Here is a 24,798-nt window from a genome sequence, read left to right on the forward strand (position 1 = left end):
AAGCTTTTTTGTTGGTATGCTATTTGCAGTCTAGCTTTTGAGAACATCATCATTCATGAAACAAATCATATTTTCTTTTTTTCTTTTTTTTATCACTAATGTAGGTGCTCAGACTAAAGTTAGCGGTATTGTTCTGGATGAAACTGGTGAGCCCGTAGCTTTCGCTAATGTTTTGTTCAAGAATTCGACCGAAGGCACTATCACCAACGATAACGGGAGATTTTACATGGAGTCGGATAATAATCATGAGGTTTTGATTGTTTCGTTCATCGGGTTCAAGAATCAGGAAATTACCTTAGAGTCAAAAGTGACCTATGGGATGAAAGTGGTGCTTTTAGAAGCAACGGAGCAATTGAACGAGGTCGTTTTAATTTCTGGAAAGCAGTCAAAAAAGAACAATCCGGCCGTAGATATCCTTCGAAAAATATGGGCTAAAAAGCGAGAGAATGGTGTGCGTAAATTCAAACAATACGCTTTTGATAAGTATGAAAAAGTAGAGTTCGACTTAAATACCATAGATAGCGCCCTGATGAAAAGAAAAATTTTCAAGGGTCTTGAGTTCGTATTTCAGGATTTGGATACATCACGAATCACAGGAAAAACCTATTTGCCAATATTTCTGAACGAAACATTTTCTAAGGTATATGGTGATAATAGTCTTAAAGAAGAGATAGAGGAAATTTTAGGGAATAAGAATTCAGGTTTTGATAACAATCAGGCCATCATCGCATTTGTAAAGGACCTTTATCAGAATTATGATATTTATGACAATTACTTAAAGTTTTTTGATAAAAGCTTTACTAGTCCACTATCACGAACAGGTGTGGATACCTATAATTATGCGCTTAGGGATAGCGCCTATATCGACAGTAAATGGTGCTATAACATCGTGTACTATCCGCGTCGTAAAAATGAACTTACATTTAAAGGTGATTTTTGGGTTAACGACTCTACCTGGGCTATAAAGAACATCAACCTTGAGGTAACAAAAAGTGCTAATATCAACTGGGTAAAGGAAATTTATATCGAGCAAGATTTCGAGGTGATGAACGATTCCGTCTTTTTACTTAAACGGGATTATATGTTGAGTGATTTTAGCTTTCAAAAGAAAGAGGAATCCAGGGGTGTTTATGGTAAGCGAACAACGGTTTTCGATAACTATCAATTTGATAAGGTACAGCCAAAAGAGTTTTACCGAAATAAAGGAAATCCTTTAGATCCTAAGCTCATCGTAAAAGATGATGCTTTTTGGGAAGAAAATAGACTGGAATCTTTAAATAAGGACGAAGCAGGAATTTATAAGTTATTGGACACTTTAAAAACAGTTCCCAAGTTCAAGTCCTACTATAATGTTGTAAGTGTTTTGGGCTCTGGATATGTAGAAATCGATAAATGGAACTTGGATATAGGTACCATTTATGATTTTTTTGGTTTCAATGATGCCGAGGGTCCAAGAGTTCGTTTAGGTGCCAGAACGTATCGTGGTCAGAATGATTTATGGCGCGTTGAGGGTTATGGGGCTTATGGTTTTACGGACAAAAAGGTGAAGCACGGTATATCCGGGAAATTCTTGTTGGACCAAAAGAGTAGGTTGATCGTTTCAGGAGGGAATAGAAGGGATATTGAACAACTTGGGGTGAGTTTGACCGCTACTAACGATGTTTTGGGAAGAAGTGTGGCATCTTCTTCGTTACTAACGGTTGGTGCTAATAATAGATTAACAAATATTAATTTAAGTGCATTGAGTTTTGAGATTGAACCTGTTACCAATGTACGGGTTTCGGTAGGAGGCACGTTTAGAACGCTTAGCTCAGCATTGCCAAATGATTTTAGTCTGGATTATATTGATGCAACATCTCCCACGGGCATAGCATCGGAGATAAGGCAATTTGATTTTAATACCCTACTCGTATATACTCCAGGTAAACAGACCATTGGGTATGGTGTGGAGAGAAGGGACGTAAATGATACTTACAGTACGTTGCTACTAAATTTCACAAAAGGGACAAATGGGTTCTTGGATAGCGATTTTAATTATAGTAAACTTCAATTCTCTTACAGTCAACCCTGGCAACTTGGAGGTTTTGGTAGGTTAATGAGTACAGTTGAGCTGGGTAAAACCTTTGGAGAAGTACCGTTAGGACTGTTAAGTGTAGTTCCAGGTAATCAAACGTTTTTTTCCAATTACGGAACCTTTCCCAACCTAGATTTTTATGAATTTGTAACAGATACCTATGCCGCAGTGCATCTAGAGCATAATTTTAATGGTCGTCTTTTCTCTAGAATACCATTTTTACGTAAATTGAATCTGAGGGAAATTATTGGTTTACGTGGAGTGTGGGGAGATTTGTCCGATGAGAATATTGCCCTAAGTGCACCTGCTACTATTAACACACCGTTAAGGGCCCCTTCTGAAAAGATATACTACGAGTATTCTTTGGGAATAGGAAATATCTTTAAAATCTTTAGGATTGATTTTAATTTTAGAGGTAATTACCTCGATAATCCAGAAGCAAGGCCTTTTGGGGTTACCGGAACTTTTGGTTTCAATTTTTAATAAATAGGGTAGGTACTGCAATTAAGTCCGTGATGCGCCGTTGAGATAGTATTCATTGAATAAATAGTTAAGTAATATGATTAAGAATGAAGAAGTAACTTTTGATGTTCTAATAGAAATACCAAAAGGGAGTAGGAATAAGTACGAATATGATTTTACCCTTCATAAAATTAGATTTGATCGCATGTTATTCTCATCTATGATGTATCCGGGTGATTACGGATTTGTGCCAGAGACCCTGGCGTTAGACCAAGATCCTTTGGATGTTTTGGTTTTAGGGACGGAACCTACTTATCCTATGGTGGTTATGGAAGTAAGACCTATTGGTGTTTTTCATATGACGGATGAAAAGGGACCAGATGAAAAAATTATATGCGTACCTGTAAGTGACCCGGTTTGGAACAATAAGTACGATTTAAGCGATATAAATCCGCACCGTAAAAAAGAAATCAAACATTTTTTTAAGGTCTATAAGGATTTAGAGGAAAAGAAAGTAGATACAGGTGGTTGGGGTAATGCGGCGGAAGCTATAAAGATTTACCACGAATGTGTAAAGCGTTATGATGAAAGCGAACATAAAAAGAAACGTACCTTTACGATATAGATAAATTTCTTATCGCAAAAAGCCATTTTTAGTAATAAAAGTGGCTTTTTTTATTCTATTTGATTTTAGTACTTTAGCACCCGTTTAAAAAACTATAAAACAACTAAGCAAATGGAATTAATTGTACAATTTTTACCTGCATTTGGTGTCTTGGCACTATTATTTGTAGCGATCAAAAATGCCTGGGTAGGTAAACAAGAAGTCGGAGACGACAAAATGGCTCGTATTGCCAAGAATATTGCAGATGGTGCAATGTCTTTCTTAAAGGCCGAGTATAAAATCCTTTCGATCTTTGTGGTAGCAGTAGCTGCTCTTCTGTTTTTCAAAGGAAGCAGTGAAGAAGGATCAAACGGGATGGTTGCGGTATCCTTTATTGTTGGAGCTATTTGTTCTGCATTGGCCGGGTTTATTGGAATGAAAGTAGCGACCAAGGCAAACGTTAGAACTACTAATGCAGCAAGACAGTCTCTTGGTAAGGCATTAGAAGTTGCTTTTGCAGGTGGAGCCGTTATGGGACTTGGTGTTGTAGGTCTTGGAGTTTTAGGCCTAAGTGGTTTGTTTATGATATATAGCGGACAAGGTTGGGAATTAGGAGAAGTATTGAACGTACTTTCCGGTTTCTCATTAGGAGCATCTTCCATTGCTTTATTTGCACGCGTTGGTGGTGGTATTTACACTAAGGCCGCGGATGTAGGAGCTGATTTGGTTGGTAAAGTAGAAGCTGGTATTCCAGAAGATCACCCATTAAACCCGGCGACAATTGCAGATAACGTAGGAGATAACGTTGGCGATGTTGCAGGTATGGGTGCTGATTTATTTGAATCCTATGTAGGTTCAATTATCGGTACTATGGTTCTTGGCGCAGCTTTCGTACAAATACCTGCTTTCTCTGCAGCTTTCGATGGTTTAGGTGCGGTTTATCTTCCTTTGGTTCTTGCAGCGGTAGGTATTATTATGTCTATTATTGGAACTTTCTTTGTAAAAGTAAAAGATGGTGGTAACCCACAGACGGCCTTGAATATTGGAGAATTCGGTTCTGCGGGTCTTATGCTTGTAGCGTCTTACTTCATTATAACGAACATGCTACCTGCAAGTTGGACTTTTGGAGGCGTAGAGTACGGTTCCTTAGGTGTGTTCATGGCAGTTTTAGCAGGTCTTGTTGCTGGTTTGGCAGTAGGTAAGGTTACCGAATATTATACAGGTACAGGTACTAAACCGGTAAATTCTATCGTAAAGCAATCAGAAACTGGTGCCGCAACGACAATTATTGCAGGTTTAGGAGTAGGCATGATGTCTACCATGATTCCAATTTTGTTAATTGCTGCGGCTATTTTGGTATCACACCATTTTGCAGGATTATACGGAATCGCAATTGCTGCTGTTGGTATGTTGGCCAATACGGGAATTCAATTAGCTGTTGACGCATACGGACCAATTTCTGATAATGCTGGTGGTATTGCTGAAATGGCAGAATTAGAACCTGAAGTAAGAGAGCGCACGGATAAATTAGATGCTGTCGGTAATACTACGGCTGCAATTGGTAAGGGTTTTGCCATTGCCTCTGCCGCACTTACGGCTTTAGCACTATTTGCCGCATTTATGCAGACAGCCAACGTAACGGCTATCGATGTCTCTAAGCCTACCGTAATGGCAGGTCTCTTAGTTGGTGGTATGTTGCCTTTTGTTTTCTCTGCACTGTCCATGAATGCCGTGGGTAGAGCCGCAATGGCAATGATCGAAGAAGTTCGTCGTCAGTTTAGGGATATTCCACAATTAAAAGCGGCACTAGAAGTAATGAGGGCGGTAGATTCCGATATGTCCAAAGCTACTCCTGCACAAAGAGAAATTTTTGACGCTGCGGATGGTTACGCGGAATACGACAAATGTGTTGATATTTCTACAAAAGCCTCTATTAAAGAAATGGTATTACCCGGTTTATTAGCTATTGCTGTGCCAGTTGCTGTTGGTTTTATAGGAGGTGCTGAAATGTTAGGAGGCCTTTTAGCTGGGGTTACTACTTGTGGGGTACTAATGGCTATCTTCCAGTCAAACGCAGGTGGTGCTTGGGATAACGCTAAAAAGATGATAGAAGAACAAGGTAGAAAAGGAACGGAAGCGCATAAAGCTGCTGTTGTTGGAGATACCGTTGGTGATCCTTTTAAGGATACTTCAGGGCCATCTTTGAATATTTTGTTGAAATTAATGTCCGTTGTTGCCTTGGTAATTGCACCAAGTATTGCAATGAGCGGAGATAGCATGACGGCTTATAACGAAGCTAAAGCTACCACTGAAGTTGTTTCCAGTCAAATGGAAAGAAGTGTTGAGGTAACTATGGACAACAACGAAGATGGTACTTCAAGAGCGGTAGTCGTGACTACAACTACGGAAAATGGTGAGGAATCTGTTTCTGAACAAGTTTTTGAGGGTACAGCGGAAGAAGTAAAAGCTAAAATAGCAGCTTTTAATGCTACGTCCGAAGATGTTAAAGTTCAGATAGAAAAAGTTGTTGAAGAGGTAAAAGGGGAAATAAACTAGATATTGTTCTTGCTCGATATAAAGAAACCCTTCATGGATTTTCATGAAGGGTTTTTTGTTTATTGTAGTTTAAAGGTAATGGGTTGTGCAAATGGAACTTTCAAGGCAGTTCCGCGTTGTTTTCCGGGAATCATTTTAGGGAGTTTTTTTAGAATTCTCTCTGCCTCTTGTTCTAATACTTCATGCGGACCTCTTTTCAATATCGTACCAATACTACCGTCTTTGTGGATTATGAACTGCGTATTAACCCTTCCTTGAAGTCCCATTTCTTGAGCCATTTCAGGATAGCGAAAGTGTTTTTTAATATGTTTCTGCATCATCTTGTTAAAACAAGCTCTTTTGTCCTTTTCTTTTTCACAGCCAGGAAACACTGGCACTTCTTCAATGGTAACCCAATTTACATTTACTTCTTCTTCGACCTCCTCAACCTCAATATCATCATATTCTAAAACTTCTGTATCGGTGTCCGCTTCTGTAGAAAGAATTTCTGTTTCCTCAATTTCTACGTCGTCTTCTTCAATTTTAATTTCTGGTGGTAATACCTGCTTAATTTTAGGTTTTTCTATTTTAAACTTCTCTACAGGTTCTTCTTCGATAGCACTTTCCGTAACGTTCATGGCAACATCATAGGTAGTTTCAGGTTCATAGGTTTTCCATTCCAAGGCCACGTAAGAAAGCAGCATTACCATTACTAGTCCAAAAGCGAAATAAACACCACTTCTTTTGTTGATGTCTTTTTTGGGATTCTTTTTAAGTTTCATAATTTTAAAGTTTGCACTTGCTGTAATAGCAAATAGGGTTACACAATATTTTCTGAATATCCATTAAAGCTATTGTCTAAAAAACTCATAAAGAAGGTATAATGAGTTAAACCCCAAGTTGAGTGAGGGAAACGCACATTATCGTGTTTACGTTATTTCCCATATCATATGAGGCAGCATAATTCATGAGATATACTACTTTTGGTTTATGGGTATATTTAAAAAGGATAAACTTCAAATTCTAGGATTTCAAGGTTATGGCAAGGCAAATAAATTACACGTAAGAGGACGTGCTTTGGAAGATGAGGAGATAGATTTGCAGGAAAAAGGTTTTTTTAAATTAATACAAAATACCTGGAAGCGTTTTGAGACCGATGAAATAAAACACACCGCTATTCGTGTAAAACTACCCAATGCAGCTGTCTATAGGGCAACTACGGATAAGGATGGATATTTTGTTGTAGATGAAGAAGTGAACCATCTTGCCGTTATGGCAAATACTGAGGGCTGGGTACAGCTTGAGTTATCCTATTTAGATACCAATCTAAAAAGAGAAATTCTACATCAGAACAGGTTCCCGTCAGAAATGCTTATACCAAGTAGTAAGGCAAATTACGGAGTAATCAGTGATATAGATGATACTATCCTGCATACCGGTGTGGTATCTTCATTGAAATGGAGGGTGTTGATGAATACAATTTTCAAACGAGCTACAAAAAGGTCCGCTTTAGAAGGGACGGCATCTTTTTATCACAGGTTGCACAGGGGTAAAACAGGAACAGCTTCAAACCCTATATTTTATGTTAGTCATAGCCCATGGAATTTATACCGCTATTTAGAATTATTTTTAAAAACGAATAACTTTCCTAAAGGTCCAATTCTATTAAGAAGCATGGCTAGTTTTAGAGCCAGAAATAGAAAAAGTGTTGCCCCCCAAAAGCAGCATGAAATTGTAAATATTCTAGAAATGTATCCAGACTTACCCTTTGTGCTTATTGGAGATAGTGGGGAAAAAGACGGTGATATTTATATAGAAGTCGCTAAAAAATATCCAAGTCAGATAAAGGCTATCTACCTAAGAAGTGTCAATGACGAAAAAAGAATTGAAAGGGTAACCAAATTGTTTAACGAATTTAGGGAGGTGCCTTTTTTACTTGTTAAGGAAACGGAAGATGCTATAATCCATGCCCAAGAGCACGGTTTTATTTAGGTAGCCTAAAAGAGGCCATTGATTTCCGCATCAATCTTATTGATAATACTTCCCAAATCTTCGGGATTATCTACAAAATCGAGTTGATCAACATCAATAATCAAAAGATTACCTTTTTCGTAACCATGCACCCAAGCTTCGTACCTTTCGTTAAGTCGGCTTAAATAATCAATAGAGATGGTATTTTCATATTCTCTTCCTCGCTTATGAATTTGCTTTACCAGATTGGGGATAGAGCTTCTAAGGTAAATTAAAAGTTCTGGTGGCTCCACCAAACTTTCCATGAGGTTAAACAAATCGGAATAGTTCTGAAAGTCCCTATTGGTCATAAGACCCATCGCATGTAGGTTAGGGGCAAATATGTGTGCATCTTCGTAAATGGTACGATCTTGGATGACATCTTTGCCACTTTCGCGTATTTGTAGAATTTGTCGGTATCGGCTATTAAGAAAATAGATTTGCAGGTTAAAGCTCCAACGCTCCATTTGATTGTAGAAATCATCCAAATAAGGGTTGTCCACAACATCTTCAAAATGTGCTTCCCATTTATAATGTTTTGCCAATAATTTTGTCAGGGTAGTTTTTCCTGCTCCTATATTTCCGGCTACCGCAATATGCATTTTTGAAGTTCTTTAATGGTTAGTTAAAAGCAAATGATGTACCGCACAATATACAAAGTATATTAAGCTTTAGGAAAAATTGTGGATGAAATACCATGAATATTTGAAAGCGTATTTTTGTAGGGCTAAATAAGGAGAAAATGAATCCTAATAGTTTTTAGAACATAACAATTTTCATACTTTTGTACAATCAATAGAGAGGAAGGATTTGACTGATTGCAACCTCGTTAAAAATGCTAAAGCAGTTTCCCGATAGTGTTGGGAATCTTCTCGCTACTGGTGTAAGCAAGTTTACGATACCACGTCAAATCTTCCATTAATTAAAAAGTAGAATGGCATATTTATTTACTTCAGAATCAGTTAGTGAAGGACACCCGGATAAGGTGGCCGATCAAATCAGTGATGCGCTTTTAGATCATTTTTTAGCTTTTGACCCAGAAAGTAAGGTCGCTTGCGAGACCATGGTAACCACAGGTCAAGTAGTCTTGGCAGGTGAGGTAAAGAGCAATACTTATTTAGATGTGCAGAATATAGCAAGAGAAGTTATTAACACGATTGGATATACCAAAGGGGAATATCAATTTAGCGGAGATTCTTGCGGTGTAATTTCACTGATTCACGAACAATCACAAGACATTAATCAAGGCGTGGATAGAGGTGTTAAGGAAGAACAAGGTGCTGGTGATCAAGGGATGATGTTCGGTTATGCCACAAGGGAAACTGAAAACTACATGCCATTGGCGTTAGATATTTCCCATAAGCTTTTACAGGTTTTGGCGGATTTGCGAAGAGAGAATAAGGAAATAAAGTATTTGAGACCCGATGCTAAAGCTCAGGTGACTATCGTGTATTCTGATGATAATTTACCACAACGTATAGATACTATAGTGGTTTCAACCCAGCATGATGCCTTTGATGAGGATGATGAAAGGATGTTGGCCAAAATAAAATCTGATATTGTTGCGGTGCTTATACCAAGGGTAAAAGCCCAGTTGCCAGCTGCAATTCAAGAATTATTCGATGATAAAATCACCTATCATATCAACCCGACGGGGAAATTCGTGATTGGCGGACCTCATGGAGATACGGGTCTTACAGGGCGTAAAATCATAGTAGATACCTATGGCGGTAAAGGAGCTCATGGTGGTGGTGCCTTTAGTGGAAAAGACCCGAGTAAGGTAGACCGCAGTGCTGCTTACGCAGCAAGGCATGCAGCAAAGAATTTGGTTGCCGCTGGCGTTGCGGATGAAATTTTAGTACAGGTTAGTTACGCCATTGGTGTGGTAGAGCCAACATCTATTTATGTAGATACTTATGGCACTTCTAATATTGGACTAAGCGATGGCGCTATAGCCGAAAAAGTTGCTAAATTGTTCGATATGAGACCTTTTGCTATAGAAGAAAGATTAAAGCTTCGTAATCCTATTTATTTAGAAACTGCGGCTTATGGGCATATGGGCAAGGAACCGGTAACCGTAACTAAAGTTTTTGAATCTCCGTATAACGGTAAGGTGGAGAAGAATGTAGAATTATTTACTTGGGAGAAATTGGACATGGTAGAAGCCGTAAAAGAAGTTTTTGGCTTATAGATTTATTTGTTGAACTAATTATAAGATTTAAAACTTAAGTCTTAGTAAAGCTTAAAAAAGGAACTTGTAATGAGGTTCCTTTTTTATTTCCGCAATTTCATGAACTTCACTAGCTTTAAGACTTAAAATTAAAATGCCATGTCAAAACTTATACGCCGTTATACTCTTACCTTAGTTTCCTTTTCTTTAATTCTTATTTCCTGTTCTAAAACAAACAAGAGCCTAGAAGCTGAAATTTCTGAAACCTATGTTTCTGATAATTACACCAAAAAAGAAGTGGATATTGAGATGCGAGATGGTATCACCTTACACACCACCATATATACGCCAAAGGATATTTCCAAAGAATACCCTATTCTTATGCAACGCACGCCTTATAGCTCAAGACCTTACGGTGAAGGTGAGTTTAAAACGCAGATTGGTCCAAATATCCATTTAATGAAAGAGGGTAATATCATCGTCTACCAAGATGTGCGTGGAAGATGGTTAAGTGAGGGTCACTATGAAAATATGCGTGCCTATATACCTAACAAAACGTCTGATAAAGATGTAGACGAGAGTACGGATACCTATGATACTATCGAGTGGTTGGTGAACAATGTAGCGCACAACAATGGTAACGTAGGGGTTTGGGGAATATCATATCCCGGCTATTATGCTACCTACGCTACTATAGATGCACATCCGGCTTTAAAGGCATCGTCTCCCCAAGCATGTATCGGAGATTTTTTCTTTGACGATTTTCATCATAATGGAGCTTATTTGTTGAGCTATTTTAGAGCTACTTCTTTATTTGGTACGCCAAGACCTAATGGGGACCAACCTATAGACACAGCTTGGTACAGTCTACCCGATTTACAAACTGAAGACCAGTATCAGTTTTTCTTGGATAAAGGACCATTAAAAAATCTTAATTCATTCTTTGAATATGATATCAAGGACGAGATAAGTATAGCCCCGGATGGCATGACGGACGATTACTTTTGGAATGAATTAAAGGAACATCCAAATTATGATGAACTATGGCAAAGTCGTGGTTTAATACAACATTTGGACAAGTCAAAGTCTCACGTAGCTACCATGATTGTTGGAGGTTGGTTTGATGCTGAAGATTTATATGGTCCTTTAGAGACTTATAAAAATATCGAGAAGAATTCCGATGGCTACAATACCATGGTTTTTGGACCCTGGGACCATGGGCGTTGGGCAAGACGTAACGGAAGAAATTTAGTAGGGAACTATTATTTTGGCGATTCTATATCAGAATTTTTCCAAGAAAAAATAGAGACCAAATTCTTTAATCATTTTCTTAAAGGTGATGGGGATGCGAATAGTGGTTTGCCAGAGGCCTATGTATATGATTCTGGTAGAAAAGAATGGAAAGAGTACGATGCTTGGCCACCCAATGGCACTACAAAGCAAGAATTTTTTCTTTCCGAAAATCAAGAACTTACGTCGGTCGTAAAAGGAAATACAGGAATTAAATTTATAAGCGATATTAAGAAGCCGGTTCCGTATTCGGAGGACATTAAATCTGTATTTACGCCACGTAAATATATGACAGATGACCAACGTTTTGCCGCTCGACGTTCCGATGTTTTGGTTTTTGAAACCGAAGTTATGGAAGAAGACTTTACCTTGGCCGGTGATATATTGGCGAAGTTAAAAGTGGCCACCACGGGAGATGCCGCAGATTGGATTGTGAAGATTATTGATGTGCATCCGGCAGACGTGGAAACCAATGAAGAAATGCAAGATCATTTAAAAATGAGTAATTATCATCTAATGGTGCGCAGTGAAGTACTCCGTGGACGGTTCAGAAATAGTTTTTCTAAGCCAGAGCCTTTTGTTCCAAATGAAAAAACGGAAGTGAACATAAAGCTGCAAGATGTATTCCATACCATTAAAAAGGGGCACAAGCTTCAAGTGCAGGTACAGAGCACCTGGTTTCCTTTAATAGACCTAAATCCGCAGACCTATGTTGATAATATCTTTAAGGCAGATGAGGCCGACTTTAAAACCCAGACCCATACCGTATTTACGGATTCTAGTGTGGAGTTTTCTGTGTTGAGGTAGACCATGCTATTAGATTAATAGTTTAATTGATGTATCATAATGAGGTGTTTAATTTCTTACTTGTTCTTGGTTATGGTCATTTATTGCCATGGTCAATCACAAGTCGTTAAAACTTTAGACAGTGGATTTGAATATTCAAATTTGTTTGATACTGGAACTACTTTTGGCGTAGCATGTTATAGAATACCAGCAATGATAACCGCACCAAATGGAGATTTACTTGCTGCTATAGATGAAAGAGTTCCCTCTTGCTCAGATTTAAGGGATAATAGGGATATCAATATCGTCCTAAGAAGGAGTACGGATAATGGTATTAATTGGTTGCCTATTGAGACTATAATAGATTATCCAGAAGGAAAATCAGCTTCTGACCCTTCTTTTATTCTCGATTCTGCTACAAGTACCATTCTAAGGTTCTTTAACTATATGGACTTAGATAAGGAGAAGGACGTCTATTACTTTAAAATGATTAAAAGTATGGATAATGGACGTACGTGGAGTTCGCCAATAGATATTACAAAGCAACTGACTCTACCTGATTGGCATGGCGATTTTAAGTTTATCACTTCTGGCCGCGGAATACGGACGTCAGATGGTACCTTATTACATACCATCGTAAATTTAAGAAAGGGACTATATCTTTTTGCAAGCGATAATCATGGAGAAAGTTGGAATTTAATTGACACGCCGATAAAACCTGCGGATGAGTCTAAAGTAGTAGAATTGGATGACGGAACTTGGATGGTAAATAGTCGAGTAAATGATTTAGGTACAAGATATGTGCATACTTCAAGGGATAGGGGTAAAACATGGGTTTCTAATCCGGATTCTTCGTTAATAGATCCGGGTTGTAATGCAAGTGTTGTTAGGTATTCCAGAACTGGAAAGGGTAGTGATAAAAATAGGCTGTTGTTTTCTAATGCATTCTCTAAAAACGGACGTACTAATCTGACTGTAAGGTTAAGCTATGACGAGGGTAAAACGTGGCCTATATCAAAAGTAATCTATACTCAAAGTGCAGCTTACTCTTCAATGAGTGTTTTAAAAGATGGTTCACTCGGAATATTCTTTGAAAAAGATGATTATCAAGAAAATGTTTTTGCAAGATTTACGTTGGATTGGCTAACAAATGGAAAAGATACTTACACTACAGGAAAGAAAACTAAAGATTAGTTTCCACTTTAAAAGTAGAGTATTTAATCATGTAAGCTAGAAACAAAAAATGCTACTATTTCTTCTTGAAGACTTTCTTTACCCCTTTATACAGTAATAACATTAAAAACCCGGCAATTAATCCTATGACAAATTCGACTATGATGCTGGGTATGTTAGGTAAAATGCCGTGTAGAAAATCAAGATTATGAACGAAAATTCCTCCTGCAACCAATAATAAAGCAATAGTACCAATAACGGATAAGGCCTTAATAACCTTGGGTAGGGCATTTACAAAGAACCTTCCGATAACATCAGATATGCTATTATCACCCTCTGTAATATTAATAAGATGAGCCCCAAACTCGTCCATTCGTACAATAAGTGCTACAATGCCATAAACACCCACAGTAGCAATTAAAGCCACTATGGAGACTACCGCTATTTGAGTTGCCAAAGGTTGGTCTAGAACGGTACCCAAGGCAATAATTACAATTTCAACAGAGAGTATAAAATCCGTAACAATGGCCGATTTTATTTTTGTTTTTTCAATAGCTAAAATATCACTTTTGCTAGGTGCTTCGGCGTCAGCAGGAATATGGGTTTTTTCATGGGGTACAAAGAATTCATATATCTTTTCTGCACCCTCAAAGGCAAGATACAGACCTCCAAGCACTAGGACTAGGGTAACTGCCCACGGTAAAAAAGCACTTAACAAAAACGCTATGGGTAAGATAATAATCTTATTTAATAATGAGCCTTTGCTTATTGCCCAAAGTACCGGAAGTTCTCTTTTAGAAACGAAACCAGAGGCTTTTTCGGCGTTAACGGCCAAGTCGTCGCCTAAAATTCCTGCGGTTTTTTTGGTAGCGATTTTACTCATTGCCGCAACATCGTCCAATAAAGCTGCTACATCATCTAAAACTGCAAAAAATCCTGAGGCCATAATAGTATTTAAGTTGTCAAATATAAACTAGGATATGGAAACAGTAGAATTCATTCACCATAAATAGGTCCTCAAAGACCTTTTTTTAGAAATAGTACAACTATATATGAAGTATATTCGTCCCATTGTAAATTTATAGTATTGTTGCTTTTGAAAATAAAGGTATTCACGAGTAGGGTAAACAACATCTGGGTTGTTATTTAATAAAATAGAATGAGAACTAGCTTAAGAAAAATAGTATTGATTATCTCGACTTCCCCTTTATTATTGGCCGTATTGTGTGAGAAGGATAACTTTGATACGCTCACTGTCCCTAATGAAACCAAAGTGTCGATTTCTCAAGGACCAAACTTTAGTCTAAATGATACCATATGGGTTTCTGGACAGGTTTCATCCATGCTATTCGATGAAGTTACTTCGGATTCTATTAGGAACCCAAACGAGACTATTAAAGATTTGGTTGATGTGCTGCAATTGACGGAGGAGAATGGCGATAGTAATACCAAAGAAGCATTAATTGATTTTGAGATTATAGTGCTAAAAGGAGTTACGGAGTTGGCACGGCAATGCCCGGAATCAAAACTGATAACCGTTGCAGAACTTCGTGCGGATATGTCGTTTTATGAATATGAAATAGGCTTTGTGGCCAAAACTTCTGGTGATTTTGTTCTGTCTTGGGAAGGGCCAATAATATTGAAAAATGACAATCGGAATACGGAGATTTTAAATTCTTATCCGGTTAAAGGAGAAACTAATTTTCTCGGCTTGACCAATTGTGAAATAACTTCTCTCATACTTGATGTGGAATCATCAGGGGACGAATTCTTTTTTACTGTAAATTAAACGACAGATAAAGCAGGAATAGTATTGGTTTAAAACAATTTATAGCGGGGAAAAGTTTATAATACAGGAACTTATTCTTTGATTTTTCATAAAATTTATGATTTAAACCATAACACTACAGTATAGTAGTTATTGTTATAGCTATTATTTTTAAAGTAAAAAATGAAATTTTTCTCTTTCGGTTTAAAAATCAAAACATATAGTTATACCCTATTGCTATTACTTATTGCGTCTTGTGGGTCTCAAACTGATGACCCAGTAGAACCAGAAATTGATATTCCTGATCCTGTTGGAGATGTGACAGAAGAACCCACCCCGGTTGTAGACCCATTGGAAGGCCTAAATTGTAATGAGGGAGGAACCATTGACAATGAACCGGAAAATCCTATCAATGTCGGAAGGCTTGATGATCGTACATGTTACGCCAACTATGTAGAGATCATGTTAGATGACAATTTATTTGGGGTTTATAGCATTGCAGATAATTCCAACCACAAAGATACTAACGGACTACAGCCCAGAATAGAACGCGCCTTAACACCAAGGGTAAAACCGACCGGAGGAAATTTTTCTGAATTTTCTGCGATTTACCGCATCGAGGAAGTTGGCGACACGGGTTCTTATATTGCACAAACAAAAGGGAAACATACTGGCGGTGGAGGATCGGCAGATCCAGCGATATGCCTTTTTATTGCACAAGCCGTAGTTACAGATGGGGAGGTAACTCATTTTGATATTTATCGTGAAGAAATAACCGTTCGTGGTGGTACATTGCAGGACGGAGGTAGGCAAAACATTTATCTCACCAGAGTGCCAAAGAATGAGGACTTTACCTTTTATTTGAAAACAGGTTTTGATGCAGCGAATGGAGTCATTACCTCCCATTATGCTAATGCAGTCATTAATGGGGAAAGTTTTGATTATGATATTCCAGACCCGGAGCGTGCCACGGAAACAGGTATTAGATACGGTGCATATAGGGTAAAAGGCGGTAAGGCAAAGCTATATATTAGGAATACCGTTTTTAATTTTAAAAACGACTAAGGTGTGTATTAAGGCTAACAGCTGATTAATCTATCACATCACTAGGTTTTTGTGAAATTTTTCAAAAATATTAGGTTATTAAAAGTTTCTGGTATTACTTTGTTCTTTACAAAGTTCAAACACGTATTGAATAGTTATCAAGAAAGGTGGAGGGATTAGACCCTTTGAAGCCTTAGCAACCCTTTGTTCTATACAGAGAAGGTGCTAAATTCTACTAGTACTGCTTTAGCGCAGTATCTGGCAGATAACCAAAACCAATTGCTTTTGCAATTGATTCACTTTCTTATAACTTTTTGATTTTACCTAACCGCAAAGTCGGCCGGCTAGGGTTTGGCTTTAAAATAATTTTTCACACCCTAAGCGGAGTCGAAGGGTATAATTTTAAAAAACAAAATCATGAGTAATCAAAAATTAGCAACGAACGCATTACATGCAGGTCACGATCCAAAACAAACTGGAGGAACTAGAGCTGTACCTATTTATCAATCTACAGCATACGTTTTTAACGATACGGATCATGCAGCCAACCTATTTTCGTTGGCAGAGTTAGGTTTTATATACACAAGACTAAATAACCCGACCAATCAAATTTTACAAGATCGCTTGGCGGCCATTGAAGGTGGTATAGGTGCCGTAGCATTTGCCTCAGGAACTGCAGCAATTTCAACAGGTTTATTAACGCTCTTAAAAGCTGGTGACCATATTGTAGCTTCAAATAGTTTATATGGTGGTACGTTTAATTTATTGAATGTTACCTTGCCAAGATTGGGTATTACCACTACGTTTGTAGATCCATCAGATCCAACAAATTTTGGAGCTGCTGTACAAGAAAATACACGGGCAATATTTGTTGAGTCTTTAGGTAATCCAAAGCTAGATGTACTCGATTTAAAAGCTATTTCTAAAGAAGCTAAATCGGCTAAAGTACCGTTTATAGTGGATAACACCGTAGCTACGCCAGGGCTTTTAAATCCTATTGAGCATGGGGCAAATTTGGTAATACATTCTTTAACTAAATACATTAATGGTAACGGAACTGCGCTTGGTGGTGCTATTATCGATGCGGGTACTTTTGATTGGACAAACGGGAAATTCCCTGAATTTACGGAGCCCTCTGCAGGATATCACGGATTGGTATATAGTGAAGCATTAGGAGCGGCAGCTTTTACCTTTAAACTAATTTTAGAAGGCTTGCGAGATTTTGGCGGAGCCCTGAGTCCGTTTAATACATTTCAAATCATTCAAGGTTTAGAGACATTGCCTGTTCGTATAAAGCAGCATAGTGCCAATGCTTTGGAACTGGCAACTTGGTTAGAGAGTAGGGAAGAAGTCGCATGGGTAAACTACCCTGGATTAAAGAGTAGTAAGTACTACGATTTGGCACAAGAATACCTTCCTAAAGGACAAAGTGGTCTGGTTACTTTCGGAATCAAAGGAGGTTTTGAAGCGGCGAAACAAGTAACGGATGCCACTGAGGTATTCTCGTTATTGGCCAATATTGGTGATACCAAATCATTAATTATACACCCTGCCAGCACAACCCATCAACAACTTACCCAAGAGGAACAAACTGCCGCCGGAGTTGGTCAGGATTTAATTCGTTTGTCGGTTGGTTTGGAAGATATAGATGACTTAAAAACCGATTTAGAAAATGCTTTTGCCAAAGTTGATAAGGCTATTCTAGTATAATTTTTCTCACATTGAGCTTTTCCGGCTGCGTTAAGGTTATTCAAACTATTTCTAAGAAGGAGTTGATGCCTAGCGCAGTCGGACATGCTATAACAGGTCGTAATATTTTCTCATGCTACATCAATTAACACTTAAGAATTATACTACCCTGAGCGGAGTAACACAGGATATTGAGCTTTCATACGAGCTGTTCGGTAAAGAATTGCACTCGGCACCGATAGTTTTAGTGAACCATGCTTTAACAGGGAATTCAAATGTTACCGGTCCAGAAGGTTGGTGGTCTGCATTAATCGGAGATAAAAAGTGTATCGATACGCAGAAATATACCATTCTCTCTTTTAATATCCCGGGGAACGGTCATGATAAATTTGTCATCGAAAATTACAAAGATTTCGTAGCCGGTGATATTGCTAAAATTTTTCTGCTTGGATTAAAAAAATTAGCTGTAAAAAAGCTCTTCGCTATTATTGGTGGTTCTTTGGGAGGTGGTATCGCTTGGGAGATGGCGGTGCTTAACCCTAATTTGACGGAACATTTGATTCCCGTTGCATCAGATTGGAAATCAACAGATTGGCTTATTGCTAATTGCCAGATTCAAGAGCAGTTCTTGGTAAATTCCAAACAACCTGTTCATGATGCGCGTATGCATGCCATGTTGTGTTACCGTACCCCAGAATCCTTTAAGGAGCGCTTTAAACGCAGCACCAATGAAGAACTTCAGGTCTTTAATGTTGAAAGTTGGCTTACCCATCATGGTAAAAAATTACAAGAACGATTCCAATTATCGGCCTATAAATTAATGAATCAACTGCTGAAGACCATAGACGTAACGCGGCATGGAAATGAGCAGTTCCTGCAATTACAGAATAGCGATACCAATATTCATATTGTTGGTGTGGACTCTGACTTGTTCTTTACGGCGAAGGAAAATAAGGATACCTTTAAACAGATAGCTCAGGCCAATAGCAATGTCACCTATGGTGAAATACAATCGTTACATGGTCATGATGCTTTCTTAATCGAGTTTGAGCAATTAGAAAAATTATTGGATGGTGTTTTCAATACCAATGGGAAGACAGGAAAAATAAAGGTGCTGAAATTTGGCGGGAAGTCGTTGAGCAATGGAGAAGGGCTGGAGCGTGTTTTAGACATAGTTTCTAGTAAAGTGTTATTAGGTGAACATATTGCAGTAGTGTTATCGGCTAGGGAAAAAGCTACCGACCAACTGGAGGATATTTTGGAGAAGGCGGCCCAAGGCAAGGATTATGCTTTAGATTTTGAGTCCCTAGAAAAGTACCAGAAGCATACCTACGGAAATATAAATTTAACCGAAGAGTTTAGCTGTTTGGCGAAGTTGTTCGAAGGCGTTTCATTATTAGGTGATTATAGCCTTAAAATAAAGGACGAAGTGCTAGCTTACGGAGAGCTTATTTCGGGGAAATTGGTCTCCAAGTTACTAATAGGAAAAGGTGTAAAGGCCGTATTTGTAGATTCTAGGGATTTTTTAACGACCGATGCCACTTTTGGTAACGCTAAGGTTTTGGAAAAAAAATCCAAGGATAAATTAATAGCTATATTCGATAGACTGCCCAATGATGCGGTTCCTGTAATTACCGGTTTTATTGCTGCTTCCGAAGACGGGCACACAACAACGCTAGGAAGAAACGGTAGTAATTATTCTGCCGCGCTATTGGCCAATTTTCTAAATGCCGAAGAGCTTCAGAACTATACCCATGTTGATGGTATTTTCACGGCAAACCCAGATTATGTAAAAGAGGCCAAAAGATTGGCTAACCTATCTTACGCAGAGGCCAATGAGTTAGCTAATTTCGGCGCAACAATTTTGCATGCAAAGACCATAATTCCGCTGATAGAGAAGAATATTCCGCTGCGCATACTCAATACCTATAACAATGATAATGAAGGAACACTCATTAGCGCCAAATCTAGTAAAGAAGGGATAAAAAGTTTATCTGTTATTGAGGATGTCGCCCTTATTAATCTTGAGGGTAGAGGCTTGTTGGGTAAAGTGGGTATTGATGCCCGTATTTTTAAAACCTTGGAGAGCCATAATATAAGTGTTAGTATCATTTCACAAGGCTCATCAGAACGGGGCATAGGCCTAGTGGTGAAAAGCAGTAAGGCACAAAAAGCTAAACAGGCGCTAGAAAATGAATTCTCTAAAGATTTTCAAGCAAAGGATATCAATATGATTACGGTCGTGAATGAAGTATCCGTCATTTCAATTGTAGGTCAAGACTTAAGTACCTTTCACAAACCTTATAATGCACTTATAAAGAATAGAATTATTCCATTACTTTTTAATAATACCGCATCAGGAAAGAACGTAAGTTTAGTGGTTAAAAAGTTAGATTTGACCAAGGCCTTAAATGTAATGCATGGTCAAATATTCGGAATAAGTAAAAAAGTTAACCTAGCTATTTTTGGGCATGGAAATGTAGGGGGAACGCTTATTGACCAGGTTTTAAAATCCACTAAAAAAATAGCAAAGAGAAAGGGAATAGATTTACGTGTTTTTGCCATTGCAAATTCAAAAAAGGTAGTATTACATCCCGATGGTCTCGGAGCTACTTGGAAGAGTGAGCTAAAAGCAAAAGGAAAGTCCTATATCTTACAGGATATTTTTGATTTTGCACAAACCCATCATTTAGAAAACTTAATAGCTGTAGATAATACCGCCAGTAGGGATTTTGTGGCGCATTATTTTGATTTTGTAGAGAACGGTTTTGATATGGTTTCTTCCAATAAGATAGCCAATACCTTGGGGTTCGATTATTACCAGTTGCTTCGGGAAGAACTCGATAAATATCAAAAACAATACTTATACGAGACCAATGTTGGTGCGGGATTACCTTTGATTGATACTATAAAATTATTACATCTTTCAGGTGAGAATATAACTCGTATAAATGGGGTATTTTCGGGTTCGTTGAGCTATATTTTTAATACCTTTTCTGAGATAGATGCACCTTTTTCCTCTATTTTAAAAGATGCCATGCAGCGGGGTTATACCGAGCCAGATCCACGAGAGGATTTGTCTGGGAATGATGTAGGGCGAAAGCTATTGATTTTGGCTCGTGAACTAGATTTGAGCAACGAATTTTCTGATATCTCCATTCAAAATTTAATCCCTGAGAGTTTGCAAACGGTAGAAACCGATTTCTTTATGGAAAACTTAGAGGTTTTGGATGCCAAGTTTAATGAAATAAAAAAGAACCAAAACCCAAATCATGTTTTACGCTATGTGGGTGATTTGCACGGTAACCTACAAAAGGAAAAGGGGTTACTCGACGTAAAATTGGTTTCCGTTCCAAAGTCGAGCGCACTAGGTCAAGTAAAGGGTTCAGACTCTATTATTGAGATATATACAGAGTCGTATGGAGAAAATCCGTTGGTGATACAAGGCGCTGGTGCTGGTGCAGCCGTTACGGCCAGAGGTGTTTTTGGAGATATATTAAGGATTGCAGAAAAAGGATAGTATGAAAAGACAATTCGAAACCAATGCGATTCGTACGCAACTAAATCGCACGGAGAATTTAGAACATTCAGTTCCGTTATACCTCACATCTAGTTTTGTTTTTGAGGATGCAGAGGATATGCGAGCCTCCTTTGCCGAGGAGAAAGAACGAAATATTTATTCCCGGTATTCTAATCCAAATTCGTCCGAGTTTATTGAGAAGGTTTGTCAAATGGAAGGTGCAGAAGCTGGTTTTGCCTTTGCAAGTGGTATGGCGGCGGTATTCTCTACCTTGGCGGCATTATTAGATAGCGGAGACCATATTTTATCGGCACGAAGTATTTTTGGTTCTACGCACTCCTTGTTCAATAACTTTTTTCCCAAGTGGAATATTGACCATAGTTATTTTAAGATTGACGATTTAGATACCATTGAGAGCCTCATTACACCAAAGACCAAGCTCATTTATGCAGAATCACCCACCAATCCTGGTGTAGATATTCTAGACTTGGAGGCTTTAGGTAAAATCGCTAAAAAGTATCAATTGATATTGGTGATAGACAATTGTTTTGCATCCCCTTATTTGCAACAACCCATACAATTTGGAGCGGATTTGGTCATCCATTCGGGTACAAAACTCATGGATGGTCAAGGGCGGGTATTAGCTGGGATTACGGTGGGTAAGGCCGATTTAATCGACAAGGTATACCGTTTTTCAAGAATTACGGGTCCAGCGTTATCGCCTTTTAATGCTTGGGTATTGTCCAAGAGTTTGGAAACTTTGGCGTTGCGGGTAGATAGGCATTGTGAAAACGCCTTAAAATTAGCGAAATTTCTAGAAGGTCATGAGAAAGTGAATTGGGTAAAGTACCCGTTCTTAAAATCACATCCTAAATATGAAATTGCCAAGAAGCAAATGAAAGCTGGTGGTTGCGTGGTCGCTTTTGAAATCAAAGGCGGTTTAGAAGCAGGGCGACAATTTTTTGATGCCATAAAACTATTATCACTCTCCGCCAATTTGGGCGATTCTAGAAGTATTGTGACCCATCCTGCCTCTACTACGCACAGCAAGTTGTCCAAAACGGAAAGAGCCGAAGCAGGTATCACGGACGGTATGGTCCGTATCTCTGTGGGCTTGGAGCATATTAGTGACATTATCGGAGATATTGAGCAGGCTTTGAATTAGAGATAAAAAGAAGTTTTCTAAAAAGTTTTACCCCGCAATTTGAAACCTTTCTAAAGTTTTACCTGCTATGGGAGGACAGAGAGACACAGTCGAGAATTTAGCAAAACAGCTTCTAAGAGATGTCTCAACTCCGCGCTATGTAACAGAAAAGTAAAAGCTAAACTGCTTTAAATTGGCTAATTAAAATTGTAACCAACTGTTTAATCTTGTTGAAAATTACGCTATAGGCCATAAATAGGGTGTATTACACAAAAAGCCCTCCCTCGAAAAGAGGAAGAGCTTTTGCTTACGTATTTTGAATTATAAGAAGTTCACAACTCCCGTATCCATATCGTAGACGGCGCCTTTGATATCAATTTCGCCATTGTCTTTCATCGTTTTAAGGATGGCACTTTCGTTTACGATACGGTCCATGGCAATACGAACGTTGTTCTCGCTTACCTCGTGGACCAACAATCGGTTTTTAGAGCTACGCGGCCCTTCGGACTTCGTGGACATCGCTACTGCTGGGGCAATGTTTTTAAGCATAGCGGTGATGTTTCCTAGTTCCGCACCGTCGATGGCAGCGTGTATGGCCCCACAGTTTTCGTGTCCTAGGACCAATATGAGTTTGGCTCCGGCAACTTTGGTGGCAAATTCCATACTCCCTAGAATATCCGTATTGATAAAGTTTCCGGCCACGCGTGCTACAAAAATGTCGCCGATACCTTTGTCAAAGACATCCTCTACCGGTACTCTGCTGTCTACACAAGAAAGAACAATGGCCTTTGGATATTGCGATTCTGCACTCTCCCTAATCTGGTTAGAGTGGTCCCTTGCGGTAAGGTCGCTCATGACAAAACGTTCGTTTCCTGCGGCTAAACTATGGTACACATCTAGCGGAGTAAGTGCCGCTTGTTCTTCTGCGGATAAAACGGATTCGACTAAAATGCTACTCTTATCTATTTCAATGGTTCCTTCGGTGGACTGTTGTGCGTTTATCGCTGTTGAAAACAAAACGATTCCGGCTAAAGCAATGATATTTTTCTTCATGATACTTAATTTAAAGTTCGGGACAAAAGTAATACATGAAATTAGTTATAATAGCAATACTTATCATAAATAATAGTTAAAGTGTTACAATGTAATAGTAAAGCTATCATATTAATAAACGCTTAGTTCAACACTCATAAAATCAATGGTTTATGAATAAAATAAAAAACCTTACCGGCGTATGGTATTGCAAACAACGGGGCGATATAAGAAAAAAAGCTTGGTGAATTGCTAAAATTTAAGTTTGTATGCGAATTCCTTTTTATACAGAAGCCAAACTGGCACCTGCGTTTCGTCCTTAAAGGAGAACACATTTTAAAGAAGTAGTTGTCTCAGCGATTTATTTAAAACCTATTTTTTGAATTGCGGTATGGCTTACTTTAATGGCTTCCAAGGGTTTCATGGTAAAGGTTCTGTCCTGTTCAACCATATAGTATTCCATTCCGGATAGGTCCTTTTTGGCCAGGATACGACCAAAATCGATGGTACCGTTACCGACAGGGGCGAATTTCCCTTCGGTATCCATGTCCTTGACATGCCATATTTTAAAACGTCCAGGATATTTTTCAAAGTAAGCTGTGGGGTCGGCCCCTGCCTTGGTTACCCAGAATAAATCCATTTGAAAATTCACGAGCTCCGGGTCACAGTTTTCCAACAAATAATCAATAGGAACAATCCCGTCTTCATCCTCCATAAATTCAAAATCATGGTTGTGGTATAACAATTGGAGTCCGGCAGCTTTGGCTTTAGCGCCAAGTTCATCCAATATTTTGGCTAGATTCTCAGCGCCACCCGTCATGCTCATGGTATTGGTCGCATTGTCGTAGTTAAATAAACCCATTGGCGGAATGGGCACTACAAAGTAGGTAAAGCCTGCCGCTTTGGCACTGGCCATTTCTAGGTCAGCATTGTCTAAGGTGACACTGCTTTGGTGCGTACTAATAGGCTTCAGGTTGAGTTCGGTTAGATAGGCCTTGAAGTCGGCAGGAGTCATGTTGTAATACATACCATCTTTATAACCGGCTGCTTCAATATTGGCGTAGCCCGTTTCTGCAACGGTTTTTAAGGTTGCTTTGGCATCCGCTTCCATAGCATCACGCACGGTGTACAGGGCTAGTCCACCCAACTGCGTTTCGCTAGGGGCCATTTTCTTTTCCGTCATAGTACTTGACTGGTCCTCAGAAGGGTTTTGCTTCTTCTGTTTTTCTTTACAGGATAGTACTATTAAAAAAATAAAGGCAAAAAGAAAACTTGTTTTGGGTGCTGTACTACGGAATCTATTCATGGTATCGTTTAATGAGGGATTTCTAAATTAGTTTAAGAGGTAAGTTAAACCAAAATTTACGGTCATCAAAAAAAAGTAGTGAAAGTAGGCAAACTCAGTAGCCTTTAGTAGCATGATTCCGGTTTCATGCCAGACGTATAGAGGAAAGGTTCTTATTTTAAACAAGACTAATAAAGCCTTTTGTATAGGGA

At 38.6% G+C, this 24,798-nt stretch carries 17 protein-coding genes and 1 riboswitch; of the genes, 12 read left to right on the top strand and 5 right to left on the bottom strand.

Features of this window, described 5'->3' with window-relative positions; genetic code table 11:
* The first annotated feature begins 55 nt into the window (after window positions 1-55).
* The 3 genes from SJY09_RS00260 to SJY09_RS00270 all read left to right on the top strand — a co-directional run bounded on the left by SJY09_RS00260 (window position 56) and on the right by SJY09_RS00270 (window position 5,696).
* Entirely contained in the window at window positions 56-2,557 is a 2,502-nt protein-coding gene (locus tag SJY09_RS00260) for a DUF5686 family protein (RefSeq protein ID WP_396636976.1), read from the top strand.
* Window positions 2,558-2,633: 76 nt separating this feature from the next.
* On the top strand, window positions 2,634-3,161 hold the full coding sequence (locus SJY09_RS00265) for an inorganic diphosphatase (protein WP_396636977.1): 528 nt from the start codon (window positions 2,634-2,636) through the stop codon (window positions 3,159-3,161).
* A 111-nt stretch (window positions 3,162-3,272) separates the two neighbouring features.
* The gene (locus tag SJY09_RS00270; RefSeq protein ID WP_396636978.1) at window positions 3,273-5,696 is read left to right on the top strand and encodes a sodium-translocating pyrophosphatase; all 2,424 of its coding nucleotides are present in this window, start codon (window positions 3,273-3,275) and stop codon (window positions 5,694-5,696) included.
* A gap of 59 nt (window positions 5,697-5,755) precedes the next feature.
* Here SJY09_RS00270 and SJY09_RS00275 read toward each other — a convergent pair whose 3' ends face one another.
* Window positions 5,756-6,457: an energy transducer TonB gene (locus SJY09_RS00275; protein WP_396636979.1), complete on the bottom strand. Its 702-nt coding sequence runs from the start codon at window positions 6,455-6,457 to the stop codon at window positions 5,756-5,758.
* 208 nt (window positions 6,458-6,665) lie between these two features.
* On the opposite strand from SJY09_RS00275, the gene SJY09_RS00280 reads away from it, so the two are divergent.
* Window positions 6,666-7,667: an App1 family protein gene (locus SJY09_RS00280; RefSeq protein ID WP_396636980.1), complete on the top strand. Its 1,002-nt coding sequence runs from the start codon at window positions 6,666-6,668 to the stop codon at window positions 7,665-7,667.
* Window positions 7,668-7,672: 5 nt separating this feature from the next.
* Here SJY09_RS00280 and SJY09_RS00285 read toward each other — a convergent pair whose 3' ends face one another.
* The gene (locus SJY09_RS00285) at window positions 7,673-8,287 is read right to left on the bottom strand and encodes a deoxynucleoside kinase (protein ID WP_396636981.1); all 615 of its coding nucleotides are present in this window, start codon (window positions 8,285-8,287) and stop codon (window positions 7,673-7,675) included.
* Window positions 8,288-8,619: 332 nt separating this feature from the next.
* Between SJY09_RS00285 and metK the strand changes: the two genes are divergently transcribed.
* The 3 genes from metK (at window position 8,620) to SJY09_RS00300 (ending at window position 13,125) form a co-directional block, all read left to right on the top strand.
* Entirely contained in the window at window positions 8,620-9,876 is a 1,257-nt protein-coding gene (metK, locus tag SJY09_RS00290) for a methionine adenosyltransferase (protein ID WP_396636982.1), read from the top strand.
* A gap of 138 nt (window positions 9,877-10,014) precedes the next feature.
* Window positions 10,015-11,952, top strand: coding sequence for a CocE/NonD family hydrolase (locus SJY09_RS00295; protein WP_396636983.1), 1,938 nt, complete (start codon window positions 10,015-10,017; stop codon window positions 11,950-11,952).
* Between the two features lie 192 nt (window positions 11,953-12,144).
* Window positions 12,145-13,125 carry an exo-alpha-sialidase gene (locus SJY09_RS00300; protein ID WP_396636984.1) on the top strand — a complete coding sequence of 327 codons (981 nt, stop codon included), beginning with the start codon at window positions 12,145-12,147 and terminating at the stop codon, window positions 13,123-13,125.
* A gap of 55 nt (window positions 13,126-13,180) precedes the next feature.
* On the opposite strand, the gene SJY09_RS00305 is transcribed toward SJY09_RS00300, so the two are convergent.
* Complete coding sequence (locus SJY09_RS00305) at window positions 13,181-14,050, bottom strand: DUF808 domain-containing protein (protein ID WP_396636985.1); 870 nt, start codon at window positions 14,048-14,050, stop codon at window positions 13,181-13,183.
* Between the two features lie 213 nt (window positions 14,051-14,263).
* Here SJY09_RS00305 and SJY09_RS00310 point away from each other — a divergent pair, with 213 nt between their 5' ends.
* The 5 genes from SJY09_RS00310 to SJY09_RS00330 all read left to right on the top strand — a co-directional run bounded on the left by SJY09_RS00310 (window position 14,264) and on the right by SJY09_RS00330 (window position 22,290).
* Window positions 14,264-14,893: a hypothetical protein gene (locus tag SJY09_RS00310; RefSeq protein WP_396636986.1), complete on the top strand. Its 630-nt coding sequence runs from the start codon at window positions 14,264-14,266 to the stop codon at window positions 14,891-14,893.
* A gap of 162 nt (window positions 14,894-15,055) precedes the next feature.
* Window positions 15,056-15,937 (top strand): hypothetical protein, encoded by an 882-nt coding sequence (locus SJY09_RS00315; protein WP_396636987.1) that lies wholly within the window; start codon window positions 15,056-15,058, stop codon window positions 15,935-15,937.
* A gap of 131 nt (window positions 15,938-16,068) precedes the next feature.
* A riboswitch (SAM riboswitch) is annotated at window positions 16,069-16,188 on the top strand.
* 145 nt (window positions 16,189-16,333) lie between these two features.
* On the top strand, window positions 16,334-17,626 hold the full coding sequence (locus tag SJY09_RS00320) for an O-acetylhomoserine aminocarboxypropyltransferase/cysteine synthase family protein (RefSeq protein WP_396636988.1): 1,293 nt from the start codon (window positions 16,334-16,336) through the stop codon (window positions 17,624-17,626).
* A gap of 112 nt (window positions 17,627-17,738) precedes the next feature.
* A complete protein-coding gene (thrA, locus tag SJY09_RS00325; RefSeq protein ID WP_396636989.1) occupies window positions 17,739-21,125 on the top strand; it encodes a bifunctional aspartate kinase/homoserine dehydrogenase I in 3,387 nt (1,128 codons plus the stop codon).
* Window position 21,126: 1 nt separating this feature from the next.
* A complete protein-coding gene (locus tag SJY09_RS00330) occupies window positions 21,127-22,290 on the top strand; it encodes a trans-sulfuration enzyme family protein (RefSeq protein ID WP_396636990.1) in 1,164 nt (387 codons plus the stop codon).
* 300 nt (window positions 22,291-22,590) lie between these two features.
* On the opposite strand, the gene SJY09_RS00335 is transcribed toward SJY09_RS00330, so the two are convergent.
* Together SJY09_RS00335 and SJY09_RS00340 are read right to left on the bottom strand one after the other, a co-directional pair.
* A complete protein-coding gene (locus SJY09_RS00335; protein WP_396636991.1) occupies window positions 22,591-23,322 on the bottom strand; it encodes a carbonic anhydrase family protein in 732 nt (243 codons plus the stop codon).
* Between the two features lie 340 nt (window positions 23,323-23,662).
* Entirely contained in the window at window positions 23,663-24,484 is an 822-nt protein-coding gene (locus SJY09_RS00340) for a sugar phosphate isomerase/epimerase family protein (RefSeq protein ID WP_396638575.1), read from the bottom strand.
* Window positions 24,485-24,798: the final 314 nt, after the last annotated feature.

It is taken from the genome of Maribacter sp. R77961 (assembly GCF_044594925.1).
Lineage (GTDB): Bacteria > Bacteroidota > Bacteroidia > Flavobacteriales > Flavobacteriaceae > Maribacter.